The sequence below is a fragment of the Microvirga ossetica genome (assembly GCF_002741015.1).
Taxonomy (GTDB): domain Bacteria; phylum Pseudomonadota; class Alphaproteobacteria; order Rhizobiales; family Beijerinckiaceae; genus Microvirga; species Microvirga ossetica.
This window is the reverse complement of record NZ_CP016616.1, coordinates 3114505-3132431: the sequence shown is the minus strand read 5'-3', so window position 1 is coordinate 3132431 and position 17927 is coordinate 3114505. Positions and strand designations below refer to the sequence as shown.

General features: G+C 65.3%; 13 protein-coding genes. 7 read left to right on the top strand and 6 right to left on the bottom strand.

The window, feature by feature from the left end:
• Positions 1–6 precede the first annotated feature (6 nt).
• The 5 genes from ptsP to BB934_RS47100 all read left to right on the top strand — a co-directional run bounded on the left by ptsP (position 7) and on the right by BB934_RS47100 (position 8792).
• Positions 7–2274: a phosphoenolpyruvate--protein phosphotransferase gene (ptsP, locus tag BB934_RS14865; protein ID WP_099510320.1), complete on the top strand. Its 2268-nt coding sequence runs from the start codon at positions 7–9 to the stop codon at positions 2272–2274.
• Entirely contained in the window at positions 2274–3362 is a 1089-nt protein-coding gene (gene prfA / locus BB934_RS14860; RefSeq protein ID WP_099510319.1) for a peptide chain release factor 1, read from the top strand. The genes ptsP and prfA overlap by 1 nt, the downstream gene beginning before the upstream one ends.
• A gap of 22 nt (positions 3363–3384) precedes the next feature.
• The gene (gene prmC, locus BB934_RS14855) at positions 3385–4233 is read left to right on the top strand and encodes a peptide chain release factor N(5)-glutamine methyltransferase (protein ID WP_099510318.1); all 849 of its coding nucleotides are present in this window, start codon (positions 3385–3387) and stop codon (positions 4231–4233) included.
• A gap of 384 nt (positions 4234–4617) precedes the next feature.
• Complete coding sequence (locus BB934_RS14850; protein ID WP_099510317.1) at positions 4618–5625, top strand: DUF4167 domain-containing protein; 1008 nt, start codon at positions 4618–4620, stop codon at positions 5623–5625.
• 140 nt (positions 5626–5765) lie between these two features.
• Complete coding sequence (locus tag BB934_RS47100; RefSeq protein WP_162299167.1) at positions 5766–8792, top strand: calcium-binding protein; 3027 nt, start codon at positions 5766–5768, stop codon at positions 8790–8792.
• Here the strand turns inward: BB934_RS47100 and BB934_RS14805 are convergent.
• Positions 8776–9780, bottom strand: coding sequence for an IS481 family transposase (locus BB934_RS14805; protein WP_099510311.1), 1005 nt, complete (start codon positions 9778–9780; stop codon positions 8776–8778). The genes BB934_RS47100 and BB934_RS14805 overlap by 17 nt on opposite strands.
• A 116-nt stretch (positions 9781–9896) precedes the next feature.
• Between BB934_RS14805 and BB934_RS14800 the strand changes: the two genes are divergently transcribed.
• Positions 9897–10937 (top strand): IS110 family RNA-guided transposase, encoded by a 1041-nt coding sequence (locus BB934_RS14800; protein ID WP_099510310.1) that lies wholly within the window; start codon positions 9897–9899, stop codon positions 10935–10937.
• A 398-nt stretch (positions 10938–11335) separates the two neighbouring features.
• On the opposite strand, the gene BB934_RS14795 is transcribed toward BB934_RS14800, so the two are convergent.
• From BB934_RS14795 to BB934_RS14780, 4 genes are all read right to left on the bottom strand, one after another.
• Positions 11336–12118: an MOSC domain-containing protein gene (locus tag BB934_RS14795; RefSeq protein WP_099510309.1), complete on the bottom strand. Its 783-nt coding sequence runs from the start codon at positions 12116–12118 to the stop codon at positions 11336–11338.
• A gap of 176 nt (positions 12119–12294) precedes the next feature.
• The gene (locus BB934_RS14790) at positions 12295–13656 is read right to left on the bottom strand and encodes an NAD(P)/FAD-dependent oxidoreductase (protein WP_099510308.1); all 1362 of its coding nucleotides are present in this window, start codon (positions 13654–13656) and stop codon (positions 12295–12297) included.
• A 97-nt stretch (positions 13657–13753) separates the two neighbouring features.
• Positions 13754–14038, bottom strand: a complete 285-nt coding sequence (locus tag BB934_RS14785) for a hypothetical protein (protein ID WP_099510307.1) — start codon at positions 14036–14038, stop codon at positions 13754–13756.
• A gap of 6 nt (positions 14039–14044) precedes the next feature.
• On the bottom strand, positions 14045–14371 hold the full coding sequence (locus tag BB934_RS14780; protein ID WP_157934180.1) for a hypothetical protein: 327 nt from the start codon (positions 14369–14371) through the stop codon (positions 14045–14047).
• Between the two features lie 176 nt (positions 14372–14547).
• Here BB934_RS14780 and clpB point away from each other — a divergent pair, with 176 nt between their 5' ends.
• Positions 14548–17166, top strand: a complete 2619-nt coding sequence (gene clpB / locus BB934_RS14775) for an ATP-dependent chaperone ClpB (protein WP_099510305.1) — start codon at positions 14548–14550, stop codon at positions 17164–17166.
• Positions 17167–17459: 293 nt separating this feature from the next.
• Here clpB and hpf read toward each other — a convergent pair whose 3' ends face one another.
• Positions 17460–17894, bottom strand: a complete 435-nt coding sequence (gene hpf, locus BB934_RS14770; RefSeq protein ID WP_099510304.1) for a ribosome hibernation-promoting factor, HPF/YfiA family — start codon at positions 17892–17894, stop codon at positions 17460–17462.
• Between the last annotated feature and the right edge of the window lie 33 nt (positions 17895–17927).

The following is a 17927-nucleotide window of genomic DNA, read 5'->3' as shown; positions in this document are numbered from 1 at the left end:
TAGCTCATGCCAAGTGCTCCCGGCGGTCCGCGCCTTCTGCTGCGCCGCCTCCGCGAGATCATGGCGGAGCCGGTCGGGGCGCAGGACCGTCTCGACAGGATCGTGACCCAGATCGCCGCGAACATGGTGGCGGAGGTCTGCTCCGTCTATGTGCTGCGCGGCGACGGCGTGCTCGAGCTTTTCGCCACCGAGGGCCTGAACCGGGAAGCCGTCCACCTCACCGTCATGCGCTCCGGCGAGGGCCTCGTCGGCCTGATCGCCGCGACGGCCGAGCCCCTGGCGCTCTCCGACGCCCAGAGCCACCCGTCCTTCTCCTATAAGCCCGAGACGGGCGAGGAGATCTACCACGCCTTCCTCGGCGTGCCGCTGCTGCGCGCCGGCAATACGCTCGGCGTCCTGGTCGTCCAGAACCGCACCTACCGGGTCTATACCGAGGAAGAGGTCGAGGCCCTTCAGACCACCGCCATGGTGGTGGCGGAGATGCTCGCCACCGGCGAATTGCAGGCGCTGGCGCCGATCGAGACCGGCATTGCGCTTCGCCGCCCGGTCTACCAAAGGGGCGTTGCGCTGGCCGACGGCGTAGGCCTCGGCCATGTGGTGCTTCATGAGCCCCGGGTGGTGGTCAAGAACCTCATCGCCGAGACTATCGAGCCGGAACTCCTGCGCCTCGATTCGGCCATCGCCGAGGTGCGCCTGTCCATCGACGAGCTGATCGAGCGTGGCGACGTGGCCCATCACGGCGAGCACCGGGAGGTGCTGGAAACCTTCCGCATGTTCGCCCACGACCAGGGCTGGCTCCGGCGCATGCGCGAGGCGGTGACCTCGGGCCTGACGGCGGAGGCCGCCGTGGAGCGGGTGCAGTCCGACACCCGCGCCCGCATGCTGCGCCAGACCGACCCCTACCTGCGCGAGCGCCTTCACGATCTCGACGATCTCGCCAACCGCCTGCTGCACCGGCTCGTGGGCCGCGATCTGGTGGTCGAGCGCGAGCAGCTGCCGGAAAACGCCATCATCGTCGCCCGCTCCATGGGCCCGGCGGCGCTGCTCGATTACGACCGCTCGCGCCTGCGCGGCCTCGTGCTCGAGGAGGGCGGGCCGACGAGCCACATCGCCATCGTCGCCCGGGCGCTCGGCATTCCCGCCGTCGGCGAGGTGTCGAACGCCACCTCCCTGACCGAACAGGGCGATGCCATCATCGTCGACGGCGCCGCGGGCGAAGTTCAGATCCGGCCCAGTCCGGACGTGGAGGCGGCCTATGCCGAGAAGGCGCGGCTGCGCGCCCGCCGGCAGGAGCAATATCTCAAGCTGCGGGACGTGCCGTCTGTCAGCAAGGACGGCGTCGAGGTGACCCTGCAGCTCAATGCCGGGCTCCTGGTCGACTTGCCGCATCTGGCTGAGACGGGAGCTGCGGGCGTCGGCCTGTTCCGCACCGAGCTGCAGTTCATGATCGCCGAGCGCATGCCCTCGGCCTCCGAGCAGCAGGCACTCTACAGCACCGTCTTCGCCGAGGCCGGCGACCGGCCCGTCACCTTCCGCACCCTCGATATCGGCGGCGACAAGATCCTGCCCTACATGCAGTCCGTCGAGGAGGAGAACCCGGCGCTGGGCTGGCGTGCCATCCGCATCGGCCTCGACCGGCCCGGCCTGCTGCGCGCCCAGGTCCGCGCCCTGCTCAAGGCGGCGGCCGGGCGGCCCCTGAAGATCATGTTCCCGATGGTGGCGACCTGCGACGAGTTCGACCGCGCCAAGCAGATCGTGGAACGCGAGAAGAACCATCTCGCCACCCACAACCATCCCCTGCCCTCCGACCTGAAGCTCGGGGTCATGCTGGAGGTGCCTTCGCTCCTGTTCCAGCTCCGGGAGATCTGCGCGAGCGCCGATTTCATCTCGCTCGGCACCAACGACCTGATGCAGTTCCTCTTCGCCAGCGACCGCGAGAACCGCAGGGTCTCCGACCGCTTCGACCCCTTGAGCGCGCCCATGCTGCGGGCCCTGCAGATGGTGGCCGAGCACGCCAATGCCTCCGGCTGCCTCGCCACGGTCTGCGGCGAGATCGGCGGACGGCCCCTCGAGGCCATGGCCCTGATCGGCCTCGGCTTCCGCTCGCTCTCCATGTCTCCGGCGGCCATCGGCCCCGTGAAGGCGATGCTGCTCGAGACCAACGTCGCCGAGATCGGCGCGATGATCCGCGAGGTGCTGAAGAATCCCGGGGGCGGCGAAACGCTGCGTCCGAAGCTCGCCCATTTTGCGGAAACCCATGGTATTCCGGTCTGATGTCGATTGCGCCTCCCTCTGATCGCCTGAACGCCATTCTCGCCCGCCATGACATCATCACGGCGACGCTCAATGCCGGCCCCGATCCCGAAACCTTCGTGTCCCTCTCCCGCGAGCTCTCCGAGCTCGACGGGGTGGTGGACGCCATCCGCGCCTATCGCGCGATGGAGGAGAACCTGGCCGGCCTTCACGGTCTGATCGAGGATCCCTCGACCGATGCGGAGATGCGCTCGCTCGCCGAGGACGAGCTGCCGCAGGCGCGGGAGGATCTGGAAAAGGCCGCCCAGGACCTGCGCCTCATGCTCCTGCCCAAGGACGAGGCGGACGAGAAGAGCGCCATCCTCGAAATCCGTGCCGGCACCGGCGGCGACGAGGCCGCCCTCTTCGCCGGCGACCTGCTGCGCATGTACAGCCGCTACGCGGATCTGAAAGGCTGGAAGGTCGAGATCGTCTCCGAGAGCGAGGGCACGGCCGGCGGCTACAAGGAAGTGGTGGCCGAGATCAAGGGACGCGGCGTGTTCGCGCGGCTGAAGTTCGAGAGCGGCGTCCACCGGGTCCAGCGCGTGCCGGACACGGAAACGCAAGGACGCATCCACACCTCCGCCGCCACCGTCGCCGTGCTGCCGGAAGCCGAGGACGTAGACATCGTAATCAACGATGCCGATCTGAAGATCGACACCATGCGGGCGCAAGGCGCCGGCGGTCAGCACGTGAACAAGACCGAATCGGCGATCCGCATCACCCATATCCCGTCCGGCATGGTGGTGTTCGTCCAAGACGAGCGCTCCCAGCACAAGAACCGGGCGCGGGCCATGGCCCTCCTGCGCGCCCGCCTCTACGATGCCGAGCGTACCGCCAAGGACGCCGCCCGCGCCGCCGACCGCAAATCCCAGGTCGGCTCCGGCGACCGCTCCGAGCGCATCCGGACCTACAACTTCCCGCAAGGCCGCGTGACCGACCACCGGATCAACCTGACCCTCTACAAGCTCGAGGAAGTGATTGCGGGCAATGCCCTGGACGAGCTGATCGACGCCCTCGTGACCGAGCATCAGGCGGCCCAGCTCGCGTCCCAGGACCAGGCGGCATGAGCGGGTTCCAGAGTTCGAGGATTTGAAGACCCGCGCCCAGGCTCTCGCGGAGCTGCGCCGCACCCTTAACGAGGCAGGGTTCGAAACGGCGGCCCTGGACGCCCGGTTGTTGCTTCTGACGGCGCTCGGCATCCCGGCAACAACCCTCGTCACGCATCCGGATACGCCCCTAAGCGCCGAGGAGAGCGAGACCCTCGCCTCCTTCACCCGTCGGCGCCTGAATCATGAGCCGGTGGCCCGAATCGCCGGAATCCGGGAGTTCTGGGGACTGCCTTTTCGCCTCTCGCCCGAGACCCTGGTGCCCCGGCCCGATACGGAGACCGTCGTCGAGACGGCCCTCGATCTCCTCTCCGACCGGCAGGCGCCCCTGCGAATCGTCGATTTCGGCACCGGATCGGGCTGCATCCTGGTCGCGCTCCTGCACGAACTCCCGCGGGCAACCGGCCTCGGGATCGACCTGTCCCCCGGGGCCCTCGCGACGGCGCGAACCAATGCGGACGAGAACGGGGTCGGCGAGCGCTGCCATTTCGCCCTTTCCCGCTGGGCCGATGCGGTCTCAGGCCCCTTCGACCTGATCGTCTCGAACCCGCCCTACATCGCCTCGGGCGTGATCCCAACCCTCGACGAGGAGGTGCGCGAGCACGACCCCCGTCTCGCCCTCGATGGCGGGCCGGACGGGCTCGAACCCTACCGCATCCTGTTAAGCGAGGCCGGGCGGCTCCTCGCCCCCGGGGGCGTGCTCGCGGTCGAGATCGGTTACGACCAGGCGGAGGAATTAAGAAGCTTGGCCGGATCCCACGGCCTTGAAATCCTGCGCATCGCCCACGATCTATCTGGCAACCCCCGCTGTGTCGCCATGAGGCGATCGTGATGAGCAGGGTGCGGCTTTCTTGTCCCAGGGTGGGATAAAACCCGAATTAGCCCTTGTTGGACCGAGCGGAACCCGCTAGATTCGGATCTAGAGATCGTCCTCGGTCTAAACAAATCGGCAGCCCCTCGGGGGCATGCCGGAAGACCAAACGATATCAATCGCGCAGGCAGGGGCTCTTGAAACGGAACAGCCTGGCGCGATTACCTGAACCCGACACTGAAGGATGGCCAAGTCTCTTGAGGGCTGTGGTCGAACGACAGACGGTTTGCCACGCGAACGGTGGGCGTTGAGCCCGTTCGGTGAACATTGGCTTGCATATCGCGTGGGCTTTTAAGAACCAGCGAGGCTCGTAGAGCGAAAATGAGACCAGGACAAAACAGGCGTATGCGCGGTCGTAACAACAACAACCGCAACAACAACAAGGGGCCCAACCCCCTGACCAAGAGCTATGAGTCGAACGGTCCGGACGTGAAGATCCGCGGCACGGCTCAGCATGTCGCCGAGAAATACAGCCAGCTTGCCCGCGACGCGCTCTCGAGCGGCGACCCGGTGTCGGCCGAGAACTATTTCCAGCACGCCGAGCATTATTACCGCATCATCGCCGCCGCTCAGGAGCAGCTGCGCGAGCAGTACGGCTACCAGCAGCGGCCCTTCGACGAAGACGGCAACGAGGAAGAGGGCTTCGGCCAGGGCGACCGGCCCGGCTTCGAGCGTCAGGGCGGCCAAGATTTCGGCAATGGCGAGGAGGCCGATTACGGCTCCCAGCCGCAGCCTTACGAGAATCGCGGCGAGCGCCCGGCCCGCTTCGACCGCCAGGACCGGAACGACCGTCCCGAGCGGCAGGATCGCCCAGATCGGAATGACCGCCAGGATCGCGGCGAGCGGCGCGAGCGCTTCCAGCGCGACCGCAATCCGCGCCAGGACGGCCCGCGCCAGGATAGCCAGCGCCAGGACTTCCAGCGTGACGACCAGCCTTTCGAGGCCCGGTCCGAGAACGGCGAGCGCAACGAGCGCCCGGCCCGCTTCGAGCGCCAGGACCGCAACGAACGCCAGGATCGGCAAGATCGGAATGACCGCCCCGAGCGCACCGAGCGTTTCGAGCGGGGGGATCGCCCGGAGCGCCGTGAGCGCTTCCCGCGTGACCGCCGTCGCGACGAAGCCGAGGCGCCCGAGCAGGGCACCCTGCCGGCCTTCCTGACGAATCCGGTCCGCACGGTGGCTCCGGCGCCCGTCGAGGAGACCCAGGCTCCGGTGGTGCAGGATGCGGCCAATGACCAGGAGGCGCCCCGTCCGCGCCGCCGCCGCCGCACCCGTCAGGAAATGATCGACGCGGCCAATGCGGAGAATGGCGGTTTCGCCTCCGATGCGGTCGAGACTCCCGCCGCCGAATAAGGCCGGCTGGCATACGACATCGAAAGGGAGAGCCTGGCTCTCCCTTTTTTGTTGCCTTCGGCGTCATCCATACAGAATTGATTCATAATAACGTTTAACATAAGTTAACGGCCAAGCTTAACCCATGAATGGGGTCCGCCATGGCCAAGTCTCAGCTGCGCCTGCTTGCCGCTTTCCTCGAACCGGCTCGGAAGAAAAAGCCGTTCCTCGACCCGGGCGCCCTGGACGACGAGCGCTCCTCCGACCTCTCGACCGCCCTGGCCGCGGCGCCGAACGCCCTCGCCGTCCCCGGCACGCCCAGGGCCGACAGGCTCTTCGGCACCTCGGGCAGCGACGTGCTCTCGGGGCTCGGCGGCAACGACCTGCTCGACGGCCGCAAAGGCCGCGACCGCATGACGGGTGGCGCCGGCAACGACACCTACATCGTCGACAACACCGGCGACCGGGTCACCGAGAAAGCCAAGGGCGGCACCGATCACGTCAAATCCTCCGTCGACTGGACCTTGGGATCGCAGGTCGAGAACCTGACGCTCACCGGCCGCAAGGCCGTGAACGGCTTCGGCAACAGCCTTGCCAACACCATCACCGGCAATACCGGCAACAACCTCCTCGACGGCAAGGGCGGCGCCGACAGGCTCGCCGGAGGCAAAGGCAATGACATCTATCGCGTCGACCATGCGGGCGACCGGATCACCGAGAAGGCGAACGAAGGCATCGACACGGTGCGGGCCTATGTCAGCTGGATGCTGGGAGCGCATCTTGAGAACCTCATGCTGTTCGACAGCGCCGTGTCCGGAACGGGCAACGATCTCGCCAACCGGATCATGGGCACCGCCCTCGCCAACCGGCTCGACGGGGCGGCCGGCGACGATACCCTCCTCGGAGGCGGCGACGACACGCTCTTGGGCGGCGCCGGCGCCGATTCGCTCCAAGGCAGCGACGGCGATGACCGGATCGACGGCGGCGCCGGCGCAGACTCCATGACGGGGGGCTCGGGCAACGACCGGCTCGATGGCGAGGCCGGCGCGGACACCATGGCGGGGGGCTCGGGCGACGACATGTACTTCGTCGACGACGCCGGTGACGTCGTGGTCGAGGTGGCCAACGGCGACATCGATACGGTGTGGAGTTCCATCGATTACACGCTCGGCGCCGATGTCGAGCGGCTGGTGCTGACGGGCGGCGCGCGCTCCGGCACGGGCAACGATCTCGCCAACCGGATTGCCGGCAATGCCGGCGACAACACGCTCGACGGCGGCGCGGGCGCCGATACGCTGGAAGGTGGCGCGGGCAACGATGTCTATCTCGTCGGCGATGCCGGGGATGTGATCGTCGAAGCGGAGGGCGGCGGGATCGACATGATCCGCACGGCAGCGATCGACTACACGCTCGGCGGCGGCGTCGAAATTCTCGTGCTGATCGGACCGGCACGATCGGGCACCGGCAATGCCCTCGACAACACGATCATCGGCAATGCACTGGCGAACACGCTCAAGGGCGAGGCCGGGAGCGACACGCTCGACGGCGGCGCCGGAGCGGATGTGCTGCAGGGCGGCGAAGGCAACGACCTCTATCTCGTCGACGATGCGAGCGACGAGATCCTGGAGGCAACCGGCGACGGCTACGACAGCGTCCAGGCCTCGGTCGACTACGTGCTTGGGGACAACGCGGAACGGCTCATCCTCATTGGTGCCGCCATCGCCGGCACCGGCAATGCCATCGACAACGTCATCGTCGGCAACGTGCTCGCAAACAGCCTCTCGGGCGGCGAGGGCAACGACACCCTCGACGGCGGCGACGGCACCGATACCCTCACCGGCGGCGACGGCACCGACTCCGTCATCGGTGGCGACGGCAACGACTCGCTCGATGGCAGTGCCGGCAACGACAGCCTCGCAGGCGGCAACGGCGACGACACCCTCATCGGCGGAGTGGGTGCCGATAGCCTCGACGGCGGCGCAGGCGACGACACGTACGAGGTCGACGACGCGGGCGACACGGTTGCCGAAACCGGAGGCGGGACCGACACGGTTCGCGCCGCGCTCAACTACACGCTCGGCACCGGCATCGAGAATCTCGTGCTCCTCGGCACGGCGCTCTCCGGCACCGGCAATGCCCTCGACAACACCCTCATTGGTGGCATCGGCGACGACAGGCTCGACGGCAGCGAGGGCCATGACTTCCTCGACGGCGGCAGCGACAATGACACCCTCATCGGCGGCATCGGCAACGACACCCTCCTGGGCAGCTTCAGCAATGACAGCCTCGAGGGCAGCGACGGTGACGACAGCCTCGACGGCGGTGACGACAGCGACGCCCTCGGCGGCGGCCTCGGCAACGACATCCTCGTGGGCGGCTTTGGCGACGACACCCTCCGCGGCGATTCCGGCAACGACACCCTCATCGGCGGCCTCGGCAACGACGTCCTTTATGGCGGCGACGACAACGACAACGCCGACGGGGGCGGTGGCAACGACAGCCTCAACGGCGATTCCGGCAACGACATTCTCGATGGCGGCATCGGCAACGACACCGTCTTCGGCGGCAACGGCGACGACAGCCTCAACGGCGGCGATGGGGACGACTGGCTCGGCAGCGGCGGCGAATTGATCGGCAGCGACAGCGGCAATAACATCCTCGATGGCGGCGAAGGCAACGACGTCCTCAGCGGCGGCCTCGACGGCGACACCCTCATCGGCGGCGGCGGCGATAGACTTATCGGCTACGGCGGCAACGACAGCCTCAACGGCGGCGAAGGCGGCGATACCATCTATGGCGGCACGGGCAACGACACCCTCACAGGCGGGTTCGGCCGGGATATCTTCACCTACACGTCCTCAGACCTCAGCCCCGGTTCGTCCGATACCCTCAGCGACTTCGACTTCAGCCGGGCCGGCGGTGTCGACAGTCAGAGCGCGGACTTGCTCGATTTTTCCTTCATCGATCCGGTCACCAACCAGGCGGGCGATCAGACATTCTCGCTGTTATTTGGCACGACTGCCCCTGGGGCGATGGCCGCCGGCACTCTCTATTACGATTCGACGAACGGCGTCCTTTACGCATACGTCGGACTTCAAGGCGTGAACGTGGCGCCCAGCCTCACCATCAGAGTCGGAACGGGCATTACCTGGGTCCGTATCACGGCAGACTTCAACCTCGCCCTCTGATGTTTAGTCCCGGCATTTGGTGGAGCGGGTCGAGCCTGAAGCGTTGAGGCTCGCTTGTCCAGATCTTGCAGATGTACTCGTAGGGCGTGAGGCCGCGCAGGGTCTTGAGCCTTCGGGCGAAGTTGTAGGCGGCGAGGAAGTCGCCCAGGTGCCCCTGCAGCTGGTCGTGGGTGTCGTAGTAGTAGCGCCTGACGGTCGCGTCCTTGAGGGTCCGGTTCATGCGCTCAACCTGTCCGTTCGTCCAGGGATGGCGTGGTTTGGTCAGGCGGTGCTCGATGTCGTTCTGCGCACAGGCGAGCTCGAACGAATGGGCCCGGAAGATCTCGCCGTGGGCCATCGCCTCTTTGATCAGAGGGGCAGCCGAACTGGTGTTGCCGGGTGTGGTGAAGTGAGTGCCGTTGTCGGTGAGAACCGTGTGGATCTTGTAAGGCACGGCCGCGATCAGCGCCCGCAGGAAGTCACCCGCCACGCGCCTTGTGGCTTTCTCATGCAGTTGGGCAAAGGCGAATTTAGACGTGCGATCAATGGCCACGAACAGATAAAGCCGGCCCTCTTCCGTATGCACCTCGGCGATGTCGATGTGGAAGTAACCGATCGGGTAGCTCTTGAACTTCTTCTTGGCGGGCTTGTCGCCGGTCACCTCTGGCAAGCGGCTGATACCATGCCGCTGCAGACAGCGATGCAGGGATGAGCGCGTCAGGTGCGGGATGGTGGGCTGAAGGGCGTAAAGGCAATCGTCCAGCGGCAGCAGGGTGTGCTTGCGGAAGGCGACGACGATCGCCTCTTCCGAAACCGAGAGCACCGTGGAATGCGGTGCTCTCGGCCCCGTCGGGCGATCTGCGGTGGTATCCCGCTTCTTCCATTTGGCGACCGTCTTCGGGTTGATGCCATGGCGCTCGGCCAGGGCCCTCAGGCTCGCTTGACTATTTTGTATTGCTCGACGGACTGGATCGAGCGTTGTGGCGCTCCCATGGAGAACCTGGCCCATAGATGGAGTATTCGGCCTGCCATCCCATGGCTTGGGCTAGAAAGGCGCGCGCCGCGGGACGATGATGAAACCTGGTCTGTTGGATCAAGCACAAGCATCAGGAAAGGAAGCCTAGCATGAAGCACTATGCTGGACTGGACGTCTCGGTGAAAGAGACGTCGGTGTGCATTGTGGATGAAACGGGTAGGATCTGTCGCGAGACAAAGGTGCCGAGCCACCCAGACGATCTCGCGCAAGTCCTCCACGATCCTGCTTGGCGGCTCGAGCGGATCGGCCTTGAGGCTGGCCCTTTGTCGCAATGGCTGTTCAGTGGGCTTGCAGAAGCCGGTCTGCCTATCGTCTGCATCGAGACCCGCCATACGAAGGCATTCCTCAAGGCACAGGTGAACAAGAGTGACCGCAACGACGCACGTGGCATTGCGCAGATGATGCGGGTGAATCTGTTCCGACCGGTTCATGTAAAAACCCTGACCAGCCAAAAGCGGCGCGCCCTCCTGACCGCCCGCAAGTTGCTGCAGGAGAAGGCGATTGCATTTGAGAATGATATTCGCGGCCTGCTGCGCAACTTCGGCCTCAAAGTCGGCATCGTTGGCGCAGCCAAATTCGACATCCGCATTCGCGAACTCCTTGACTGTCTGCCTGACCTGGCAGAGATCATAGAGCCGCTGCTGGCCAGCCGGCGAAAGCTTCGAGAGGAGTTCGAGCGTCTTCATCGAAAGCTGCTATCGATTGTCCGCGACGACGGTGTTTGTCGACGCCTGATGACCATTCCAGGGGTCGGTCCCGTTGTCGCTTTAGCCTATGCCAGTACTATCGACGTTCCGGCTCGCTTCCGGAACTCCAAAGCCGTGGGTGCCTCCCTGGGGTTAACGCCGGTGCTTCATCAGTCGGGTGAGAGCAACCGGATCGGCCGCGTCTCCCTCTGCGGGGATGGCATGATGCGAACGCTGTTGTACGAAGCCGCTCAAGTCATGCTGACGAATGTTCACGTGAAGTGGTCGTGGTTGAAAGCATGGGCGATGAATATCGCCAAACGGCGTGGTGGGCGAAAAGCCATTGTTGCGCTGGCCCGGCGTCTGGGCGTGATCATGCACCGCATCTGGAGCGATGGCACCGTATTCCGCTGGACGAGGGAAAGCATACCCGCAGCTGTCTAAGATGCCATACCGGAACGGGCAATGAGATAACTCGAATTCCGCCAGAAGGCGGAAGAAAGACGTCCTTCGCAGGACGATGGATCAGGCGAGCTCGTGGATGCGCTTGTATCGGCCGCGCTGCCGCGGCCAGAACGCCCCATAGATTGAGCCACCTCATCCTACGAATCCCATGGTGGGAGGGCAAATGTGCCGATCCCGGAGAGAAGCAAGGCCCTGCGAGAGACGACTGCCTGGAGGTGGGATGGCCGATGCCTTAAAAGCGCTTGACTTGGAGGGGCCGAATAGAGAAGCGCATCCCTCCATTCCGGCGATAAGAATGCACCATCAAACCCTGGGATCAAACAGCTAGAGCATCGGGTAATTCCGAAAAGTGCAAATCCACTTTTCGGTCCGATGCTCTAGAGAGCCAGCGTCGCCTGCTCGCGCTCGAAGCTGTCGCCCGTCTCGATCACGCCGCCGTCGAGCACCTCGGCATAGATGCCGCAATCGAAATGGCCGTAAGATCGCATCAGGCTCTTCGGGATCTCCAGGTCGCGGATGCCGGTATCCGGGTCCACGTTCGTCGCCGCGCAGCGCTCGATGCGCTTGGTCACCTTCAGGCGCAGGCCGGAAGGTGCGGTCAGTATCTGCCCGACGAGATCGAACTCGGCCCACGGCGCGAGACCCTCGACATGGATGTTGCCGCGAAAGCGTAAGGGATCGACTGGCGCACCGATCATGGTCTCCAACTCGCGCACGCTCGCCAAGTTGATGAGCGAGACGAAGCCGCGCCGCGAATCGGTGAAGCGGAATCCGTCGGGCGCCGCGAGCACCTTCGGCGGACCGCGCAATTCCTTCGGCATGAAGCGGCGGAAATAGGCCTCGATGGCAAGCCGCCCTTCCCGCGTCGAGAGATCGCCGCGCGCCACCTCGCGTCCGCCCTGCTCGATGAAGAGGGTCGTGATCGAATCGAGATAGCGGGTTTTGAGCCGCGCCAGGCTCTCGTTGCGCATCAGCATCAGGAACTTGATCTTGGGCTGATGCTGCGGGTTCTCCGGATCGAACCCGGCCGGGCCGTTCTCGATGGCGAACAACCGGTCGCCCGGAAAGTAATCGCCCTTCGTGAGGGCAACGGAGGACAGCCCCTCGGGGGACAGGCCCTTGACCGGATAGCGCTGCAGGGAGGCGATGCGGATGCTCATGGCTTAAGCGATAAAGGGCGAGAGAGAGCGGGGCAAGGCAGAACGCCCGACACCTCACAATGTCATTCCCGGCCGGAGCGTGAGCGGAGGGGAAGGGAATCCATAGTGCGCTGGGCATGTGGGTGGATCCCCTTCCCGGCCCTCCGGGCCGCCGGGGATGACACATGATGCCGGCCCTAACGCCAGTCGTTTCCCGCGGCAGGCACCTGATCGCGGCCAGACTTTCGGCCCGGCTCGGCCGGGGAATTCTGTGGTCGCGCCTTTTCGGCCCCGGCGCTCTCCTGGGCCTTCGCGCTGTCGACGATGAGGCGGGCGCCGCGCTGATAGGTCAGGTAGTTCCACAGCCAGCTGAAGGCGACCACGGCCCTGTTGCGCAGGCCGATCAGGAAGTAAACATGCGCGATGCCCCAGAACATCCAGCCGATGAAGCCCGTCAGATGAACATTGCCGAGCTTCACCACCGCAGCCTTGCGCCCGATCGTGGCCAGATCGCCCTGATGACGATAGCGGAACGGTCCGGGCGCCGGCCGGTTTGAGGCTCTCGCTGCGATCACCTCGGCCACATAGCGCCCCATCTGCTTGGCGGCAGGCGCGATGCCCGGAACGGCTTTTCCTTCCCCGTCCACCGCTGCAGCGGTGTCGCCGATCACGAAAATCTCCGGGTGGCCGGGGACGGTGAGATCCGGATCCACCTTCACCCGTCCCGCCCTGTCGCGCTCGACCTCGAGCCATTCACCGGCCGGCGAGGCGACCACGCCTGCAGCCCACACGATGGTGCCGGTTTCGATCCGCGATCCTTCGAGGTCGACCCCGCGCTCGTCGCAATTCGTCACCCGGGCCGAGGTCAGGACCTCCACGCCCATCCTCTCAAGTGCCTTTTGGGCATAGGCCGCGAGGTCTTCCGGAAAGGTCGGCAGAATGCGCGGTCCGGCCTCGACGAGGACCACGCGGGCGGCATGCGGGTCGATGTGCCGGAACTCGGCGGGAAGCGCATGGTGCGCCACCTCGGCGATGGCCCCGGCCATCTCGACGCCGGTCGGGCCGCCGCCCACCACCACGAAGGTGAGAAGCCGCCGCTGCTCATCTGCGCCATCGGTCGTTTCCGCACGCTCGAAGGCCAGCAGGACCTTGCGGCGGATCCGGGTCGCGTCCTCGATCTGCTTCAGTCCCGGCGCCGCGGAGGCCCATTCCGGATGGCCGAAATAGGAATGCGTGGCCCCTGTCCCGAGAACGAGGATGTCGTAGGGAAGAGTCACGTCCCCGGCATGGACGAGTCGTGCCTGCGGATCGATGCCCGTCACGTCGGCCATGAGAACGGTGGCGTTCGTCTGGCGTCTGAGAATGCTGCGGATCGGCCAGGCGATGTCGGCCGGAGACAGGGCAGCGGTCGCGACCTGATAGAGCAGAGGCTGGAAGTAATGGAAGTTGTGCCGGTCGACCACCGTCACGTCGACGGGAGCTCTTGCCAGGAACTGGGCGGCTGTCAGGCCGCCGAAGCCCGCCCCGATAATGACAATCTTCGGCGCAGCCGCTGCCATTGCGCCCTCGCTTCATCGCTGGAGAAGAAAGCTCCCCATCATAGGAAAAGCCCCACCGAAGCGGCAGGGCTTTTCTTTATGCGCCTGATCACAAAACTTACGAGGCATCTCCCGAGCGGGCCACTTTGGAGCGCTTCAGCTGGGGCGTGAAGCCGCCTTCGCGGCCGCTGCGGTCGAGCTCGACCTGATGCGGATCCTGATGCATGCCGTCATGGGCAGTCTGGTGCTCAGGGATGTTCGTCTGAGGACCAGCCTCCTGCTTCATGCGCAGGGCCTTCTCGGCATTGGCCTTCAGCTCCTCGCGCGCCTTTTCGGCTTTCTCAGCCTGTTCGGCCTTGCGCTTCTTGGGGCTGAGACGGGAGATCATCTTCGACAGGTCCATGGTGCATCACTCCTTTGCGCGCGACAGGATGTCTTCGTCATTATCCGGCCGCTTGGTTTCCGATTCGTCGGGATAGACGGGAACGCGCCCGCTCGGCGGAATGGATCCCGTGCCGGTGGAATCCCCGTCATCCTCCTCGAGAGGTTCCGCCTTCCGGGCGGCGGCGAGGTCGCGGGCTTCCTTCCGGGCCAGATCGCTGGTTTCGCCGAATGTTTCCGGGGTGACGGAAGGTCCCTCCTCAATCGGGCTTTCCGGCACCGCAAGGCCAAGCTCCGCATTGCGGGCAAGGTCGGCGCGGGCTTTCTCTGCCTCCGAACGCGGGTCGCGTATCATGAAAACCTCCTGAAATTCTCGCAGGGTCAATGCGAGCATGGGAAGCCGGTTCCCCCTCTTGTTGTGGCGAATGGGATACACCAAGTAAGCTCAAGCGGATGCTCCCTGAGGAGGTCCGACATCGCAGGATCTGCCTGTGCCTCGAGGAGGGCAGGCGGCTCCGAGGAGGGATGAGAATGAATTTCGAAAAGTATACCGAGCGTGCCCGGGGCTTCGTACAGGCGGCGCAGAACCTTGCCGTGCGCGAAGGCCACCCGCAGCTCGCTCCGGGCCATGTGCTGAAAGTCCTGCTCGACGATCCGGAGGGCCTGTGCGCCGGCCTGATCGACCGGGCCGGCGGCCGCTCCCGCGACGCGCATGCCGCCGTCGAGCAATGGCTCGCCAAGCAGCCGAAAGTGTCCGGCTCGGCCTCGCAGCCGCAGGCGACGCGCGAGCTGATGCGCTTCTTCGACACTGCCGAGAAGGCTGCCGAGAAGGCGGGCGATTCCTTCGTCACCGTCGAGCGCATGCTGCTGGCACTCGCCGTCGAGAAGGACACGGAAGCCGGCAAGATCCTGGCCCAGGCGGGCGTGACGGCCCAGGGGCTCAACACCGCGATCAATGCCCTGCGCAAGGGCCGCACCGCCGACAACGCGACGGCGGAGAACGCCTATGATGCGCTGAAGAAATATGCGCGCGACCTCACCGAGGCCGCCCGCGACGGCAAGCTCGACCCGGTGATCGGCCGCGACGAGGAAATCCGCCGCACGATCCAGGTTCTCTCGCGCCGCACCAAGAACAACCCGGTGCTGATCGGCGAGCCCGGCGTCGGCAAGACCGCCATCGTCGAAGGCCTCGCGCTGCGCATCGTCAACGGCGACGTGCCGGAGAGCCTGAAGGACAAGCAGCTGCTCGCCCTCGACATGGGCGCGCTGATCGCCGGTGCGAAGTATCGCGGCGAGTTCGAGGAGCGCCTGAAAAGCGTGCTCAGCGAAGTGACCTCGGCCGAGGGCGGTATCATCCTGTTCATCGACGAGATGCACACCCTCGTCGGCGCCGGCAAGGCCGATGGCGCCATGGATGCCTCGAACCTGCTCAAGCCCGCGCTCGCCCGCGGCGAGCTGCACTGCGTCGGTGCGACCACACTCGACGAGTACCGCAAGCACGTGGAGAAGGATGCGGCCTTGGCCCGTCGCTTCCAGCCGGTCTTCGTGAGCGAGCCCACGGTGGAGGACACCGTGTCGATCCTGCGCGGCCTGAAGGAGAAGTACGAGCAGCATCACGGCGTGCGCATCACCGACTCTGCGCTGGTTGCCGCGGCGACGCTCTCGAACCGCTACATCACCGACCGCTTCCTGCCGGACAAGGCGATCGACCTCGTCGACGAGGCGTCGTCGCGCCTGCGCATGCAGGTCGATTCGAAGCCCGAGGAGCTCGACAACATCGACCGCGAGATCGTTCGTCTCAAGATCGAGCAGGAGGCCCTGAAGAAGGAGACCGATACGGCGTCCAAGGACCGCCTCGAGCGCCTCTCGAAGGAGCTTGCGGATCTTGAGGAGCGTTCGGCTTCCATCACCGCGCGCTGGAAGGCCGAGAAGGACAAGCTCGGCACCGCGGCCGATCTCAAGAAGAAGCTCGAGGAAGTCCGCAATCAGCTCGCCGCCGCGCAGCGCAATGGCGATTGGGCCAAGGCCGGCGAACTTTCCTACGGCGTCATTCCGGGGCTCGAGAAGCAGCTGACCGATGTCGAAGCGAAAGCCGATGGCGGCGGCTTGATGGAAGAGGCGGTGACGCCCGACCACGTGGCCGGCGTCGTCTCGCGCTGGACCGGCGTGCCGGTCGATAAAATGCTCGAGGGCGAGCGCGAGAAGCTGCTGCACATGGAGCAGGATCTGGCGAAGCGCGTCGTCGGCCAGGCCGAGGCCGTCACGGCGGTCTCGACTGCGGTGCGCCGCTCCCGCGCCGGCCTGCAGGATCCGAACCGGCCCATGGGCTCGTTCATGTTCCTCGGTCCCACCGGCGTCGGCAAGACCGAGCTGACGAAGGCTTTGGCTGCGTTCCTTTTCGACGACGAGACGGCGCTCGTGCGCATCGACATGTCGGAATACATGGAGAAGCATTCGGTCGCCCGGCTCATCGGCGCGCCTCCCGGCTATGTGGGCTACGAGGAGGGCGGCGCGCTCACCGAAGCGGTGCGCCGCAGGCCGTATCAGGTGGTCTTGTTCGACGAGATCGAGAAGGCGCATCCGGACGTGTTCAACGTCCTCCTGCAGGTGCTCGACGACGGACGCCTCACGGACGGGCAAGGGCGCACCGTGGATTTCCGCAACACGCTCATCATCATGACCTCGAATCTCGGCTCCGAATATCTCGTGAACCAGCCCGAGGGCCAGGACACGGATGCGGTGCGGGAGGAAGTCATGGGCGTGGTGCGCTCGCACTTCAGGCCTGAGTTCCTCAACCGCGTGGACGAGATCATCCTGTTCCACCGGCTGAAGCGGTCCGAGATGGGCGCCATCGTCGATATCCAGATGCGCCGCCTGCAGAAGCTGCTCGAGGATCGCAAGATCGTGCTGCAGCTCGACGAGGAAGCGCGCAACTGGCTCGCGGACAAGGGCTACGACCCGGCCTACGGCGCACGTCCCCTGAAGCGCGTGATCCAGAAGCATGTGCAGGATCCGCTGGCGGAGCTCATCCTCTCCGGCGAGATCAGGGACGGCGAGACCGTGCCGGTGCATGCCGGCCCCATGGGCCTGATGATCGGCGACGTCACCGTCGGCAGCGAGCGCGCGCCGAACGGGGTACGGCTGAACTGAGGCATGACGAGTCGAAACGAGAATAGCCGGGTGAAAACCCGGCCATTTTTGTGACAGCACCACAATGTCATTCCCAGCCGAGCGGAGGGGAAGGGAATCCATAGCGCTCAGCCTGTGGGCAGATCCCCTTCCCTCGCCTTCGGCTCGCCGGGGATGACACCCGCTGCGTCGTTACCAGCCTTGTGCCGGCCATGACGTTGCAGTTGTTCAAGGTTCACGACAAACCTTCAGCACCACGCATCCCCTTCCCGGCTTCACGAGCCACCGGGGATGACGCTGACAGCTTGTACGGATTACTCGGCAGCGGCGCGGTAGTCGCTCTCGTCGTTGGCGGCCTGGATCTCTTCGTCCTGCGGCTCCCTGCGGATCGGAGCTGTGCCCTCGCGCAGGACCACGTCCTTGTCGACGCGTTCAGCCTTGTCCTCGCGCAGCTCGCGCTTGGAACGGCGAAGCTGCTTGGCCGACTTCTGCAGGGCGGATCTAAAGGCGGTGTAGAGGTCCTTGTCCTTGGCCTCGCCGCTCATCGTCTTGAGCGCACCCATCTGGATATTGACCGTGCACCGGTATGTGATGCCCTCCCGCGTGACGTGCACGGAAGCCGAACTCAGTCGCCCGAAATATTTTCCGGCGACGCGGCGGATGTTGGTTTTAGCAAATTCGGGAAAATTTTCGCCTAGATCGACTGTTGAGCTTTGCACCAGAATGTTTTCGGCGCCTTCGAAACTCATTCGCTCCTCCTTGGGTGAAGGTTCGATGGCTAA

Coding starts and splice junctions, on each gene's coding strand:
- BB934_RS14805 (WP_099510311.1), bottom strand. CDS start 9,780: ATGGGCCAGGTTCTCCATGGGAGCGCCACAACGCTCGATCCAGTCCGT.
- BB934_RS14780 (WP_157934180.1), bottom strand. CDS start 14,371: ATGATACGCGACCCGCGTTCGGAGGCAGAGAAAGCCCGCGCCGACCTT.
- BB934_RS47100 (WP_162299167.1), top strand. CDS start 5,766: ATGGCCAAGTCTCAGCTGCGCCTGCTTGCCGCTTTCCTCGAACCGGCT.
- BB934_RS14790 (WP_099510308.1), bottom strand. CDS start 13,656: ATGGCAGCGGCTGCGCCGAAGATTGTCATTATCGGGGCGGGCTTCGGC.
- BB934_RS14800 (WP_099510310.1), top strand. CDS start 9,897: ATGAAGCACTATGCTGGACTGGACGTCTCGGTGAAAGAGACGTCGGTG.
- prfA (WP_099510319.1), top strand. CDS start 2,274: ATGTCGATTGCGCCTCCCTCTGATCGCCTGAACGCCATTCTCGCCCGC.
- BB934_RS14785 (WP_099510307.1), bottom strand. CDS start 14,038: ATGGACCTGTCGAAGATGATCTCCCGTCTCAGCCCCAAGAAGCGCAAG.
- clpB (WP_099510305.1), top strand. CDS start 14,548: ATGAATTTCGAAAAGTATACCGAGCGTGCCCGGGGCTTCGTACAGGCG.
- BB934_RS14850 (WP_099510317.1), top strand. CDS start 4,618: ATGCGCGGTCGTAACAACAACAACCGCAACAACAACAAGGGGCCCAAC.
- BB934_RS14795 (WP_099510309.1), bottom strand. CDS start 12,118: ATGAGCATCCGCATCGCCTCCCTGCAGCGCTATCCGGTCAAGGGCCTG.
- ptsP (WP_099510320.1), top strand. CDS start 7: ATGCCAAGTGCTCCCGGCGGTCCGCGCCTTCTGCTGCGCCGCCTCCGC.
- hpf (WP_099510304.1), bottom strand. CDS start 17,894: ATGAGTTTCGAAGGCGCCGAAAACATTCTGGTGCAAAGCTCAACAGTC.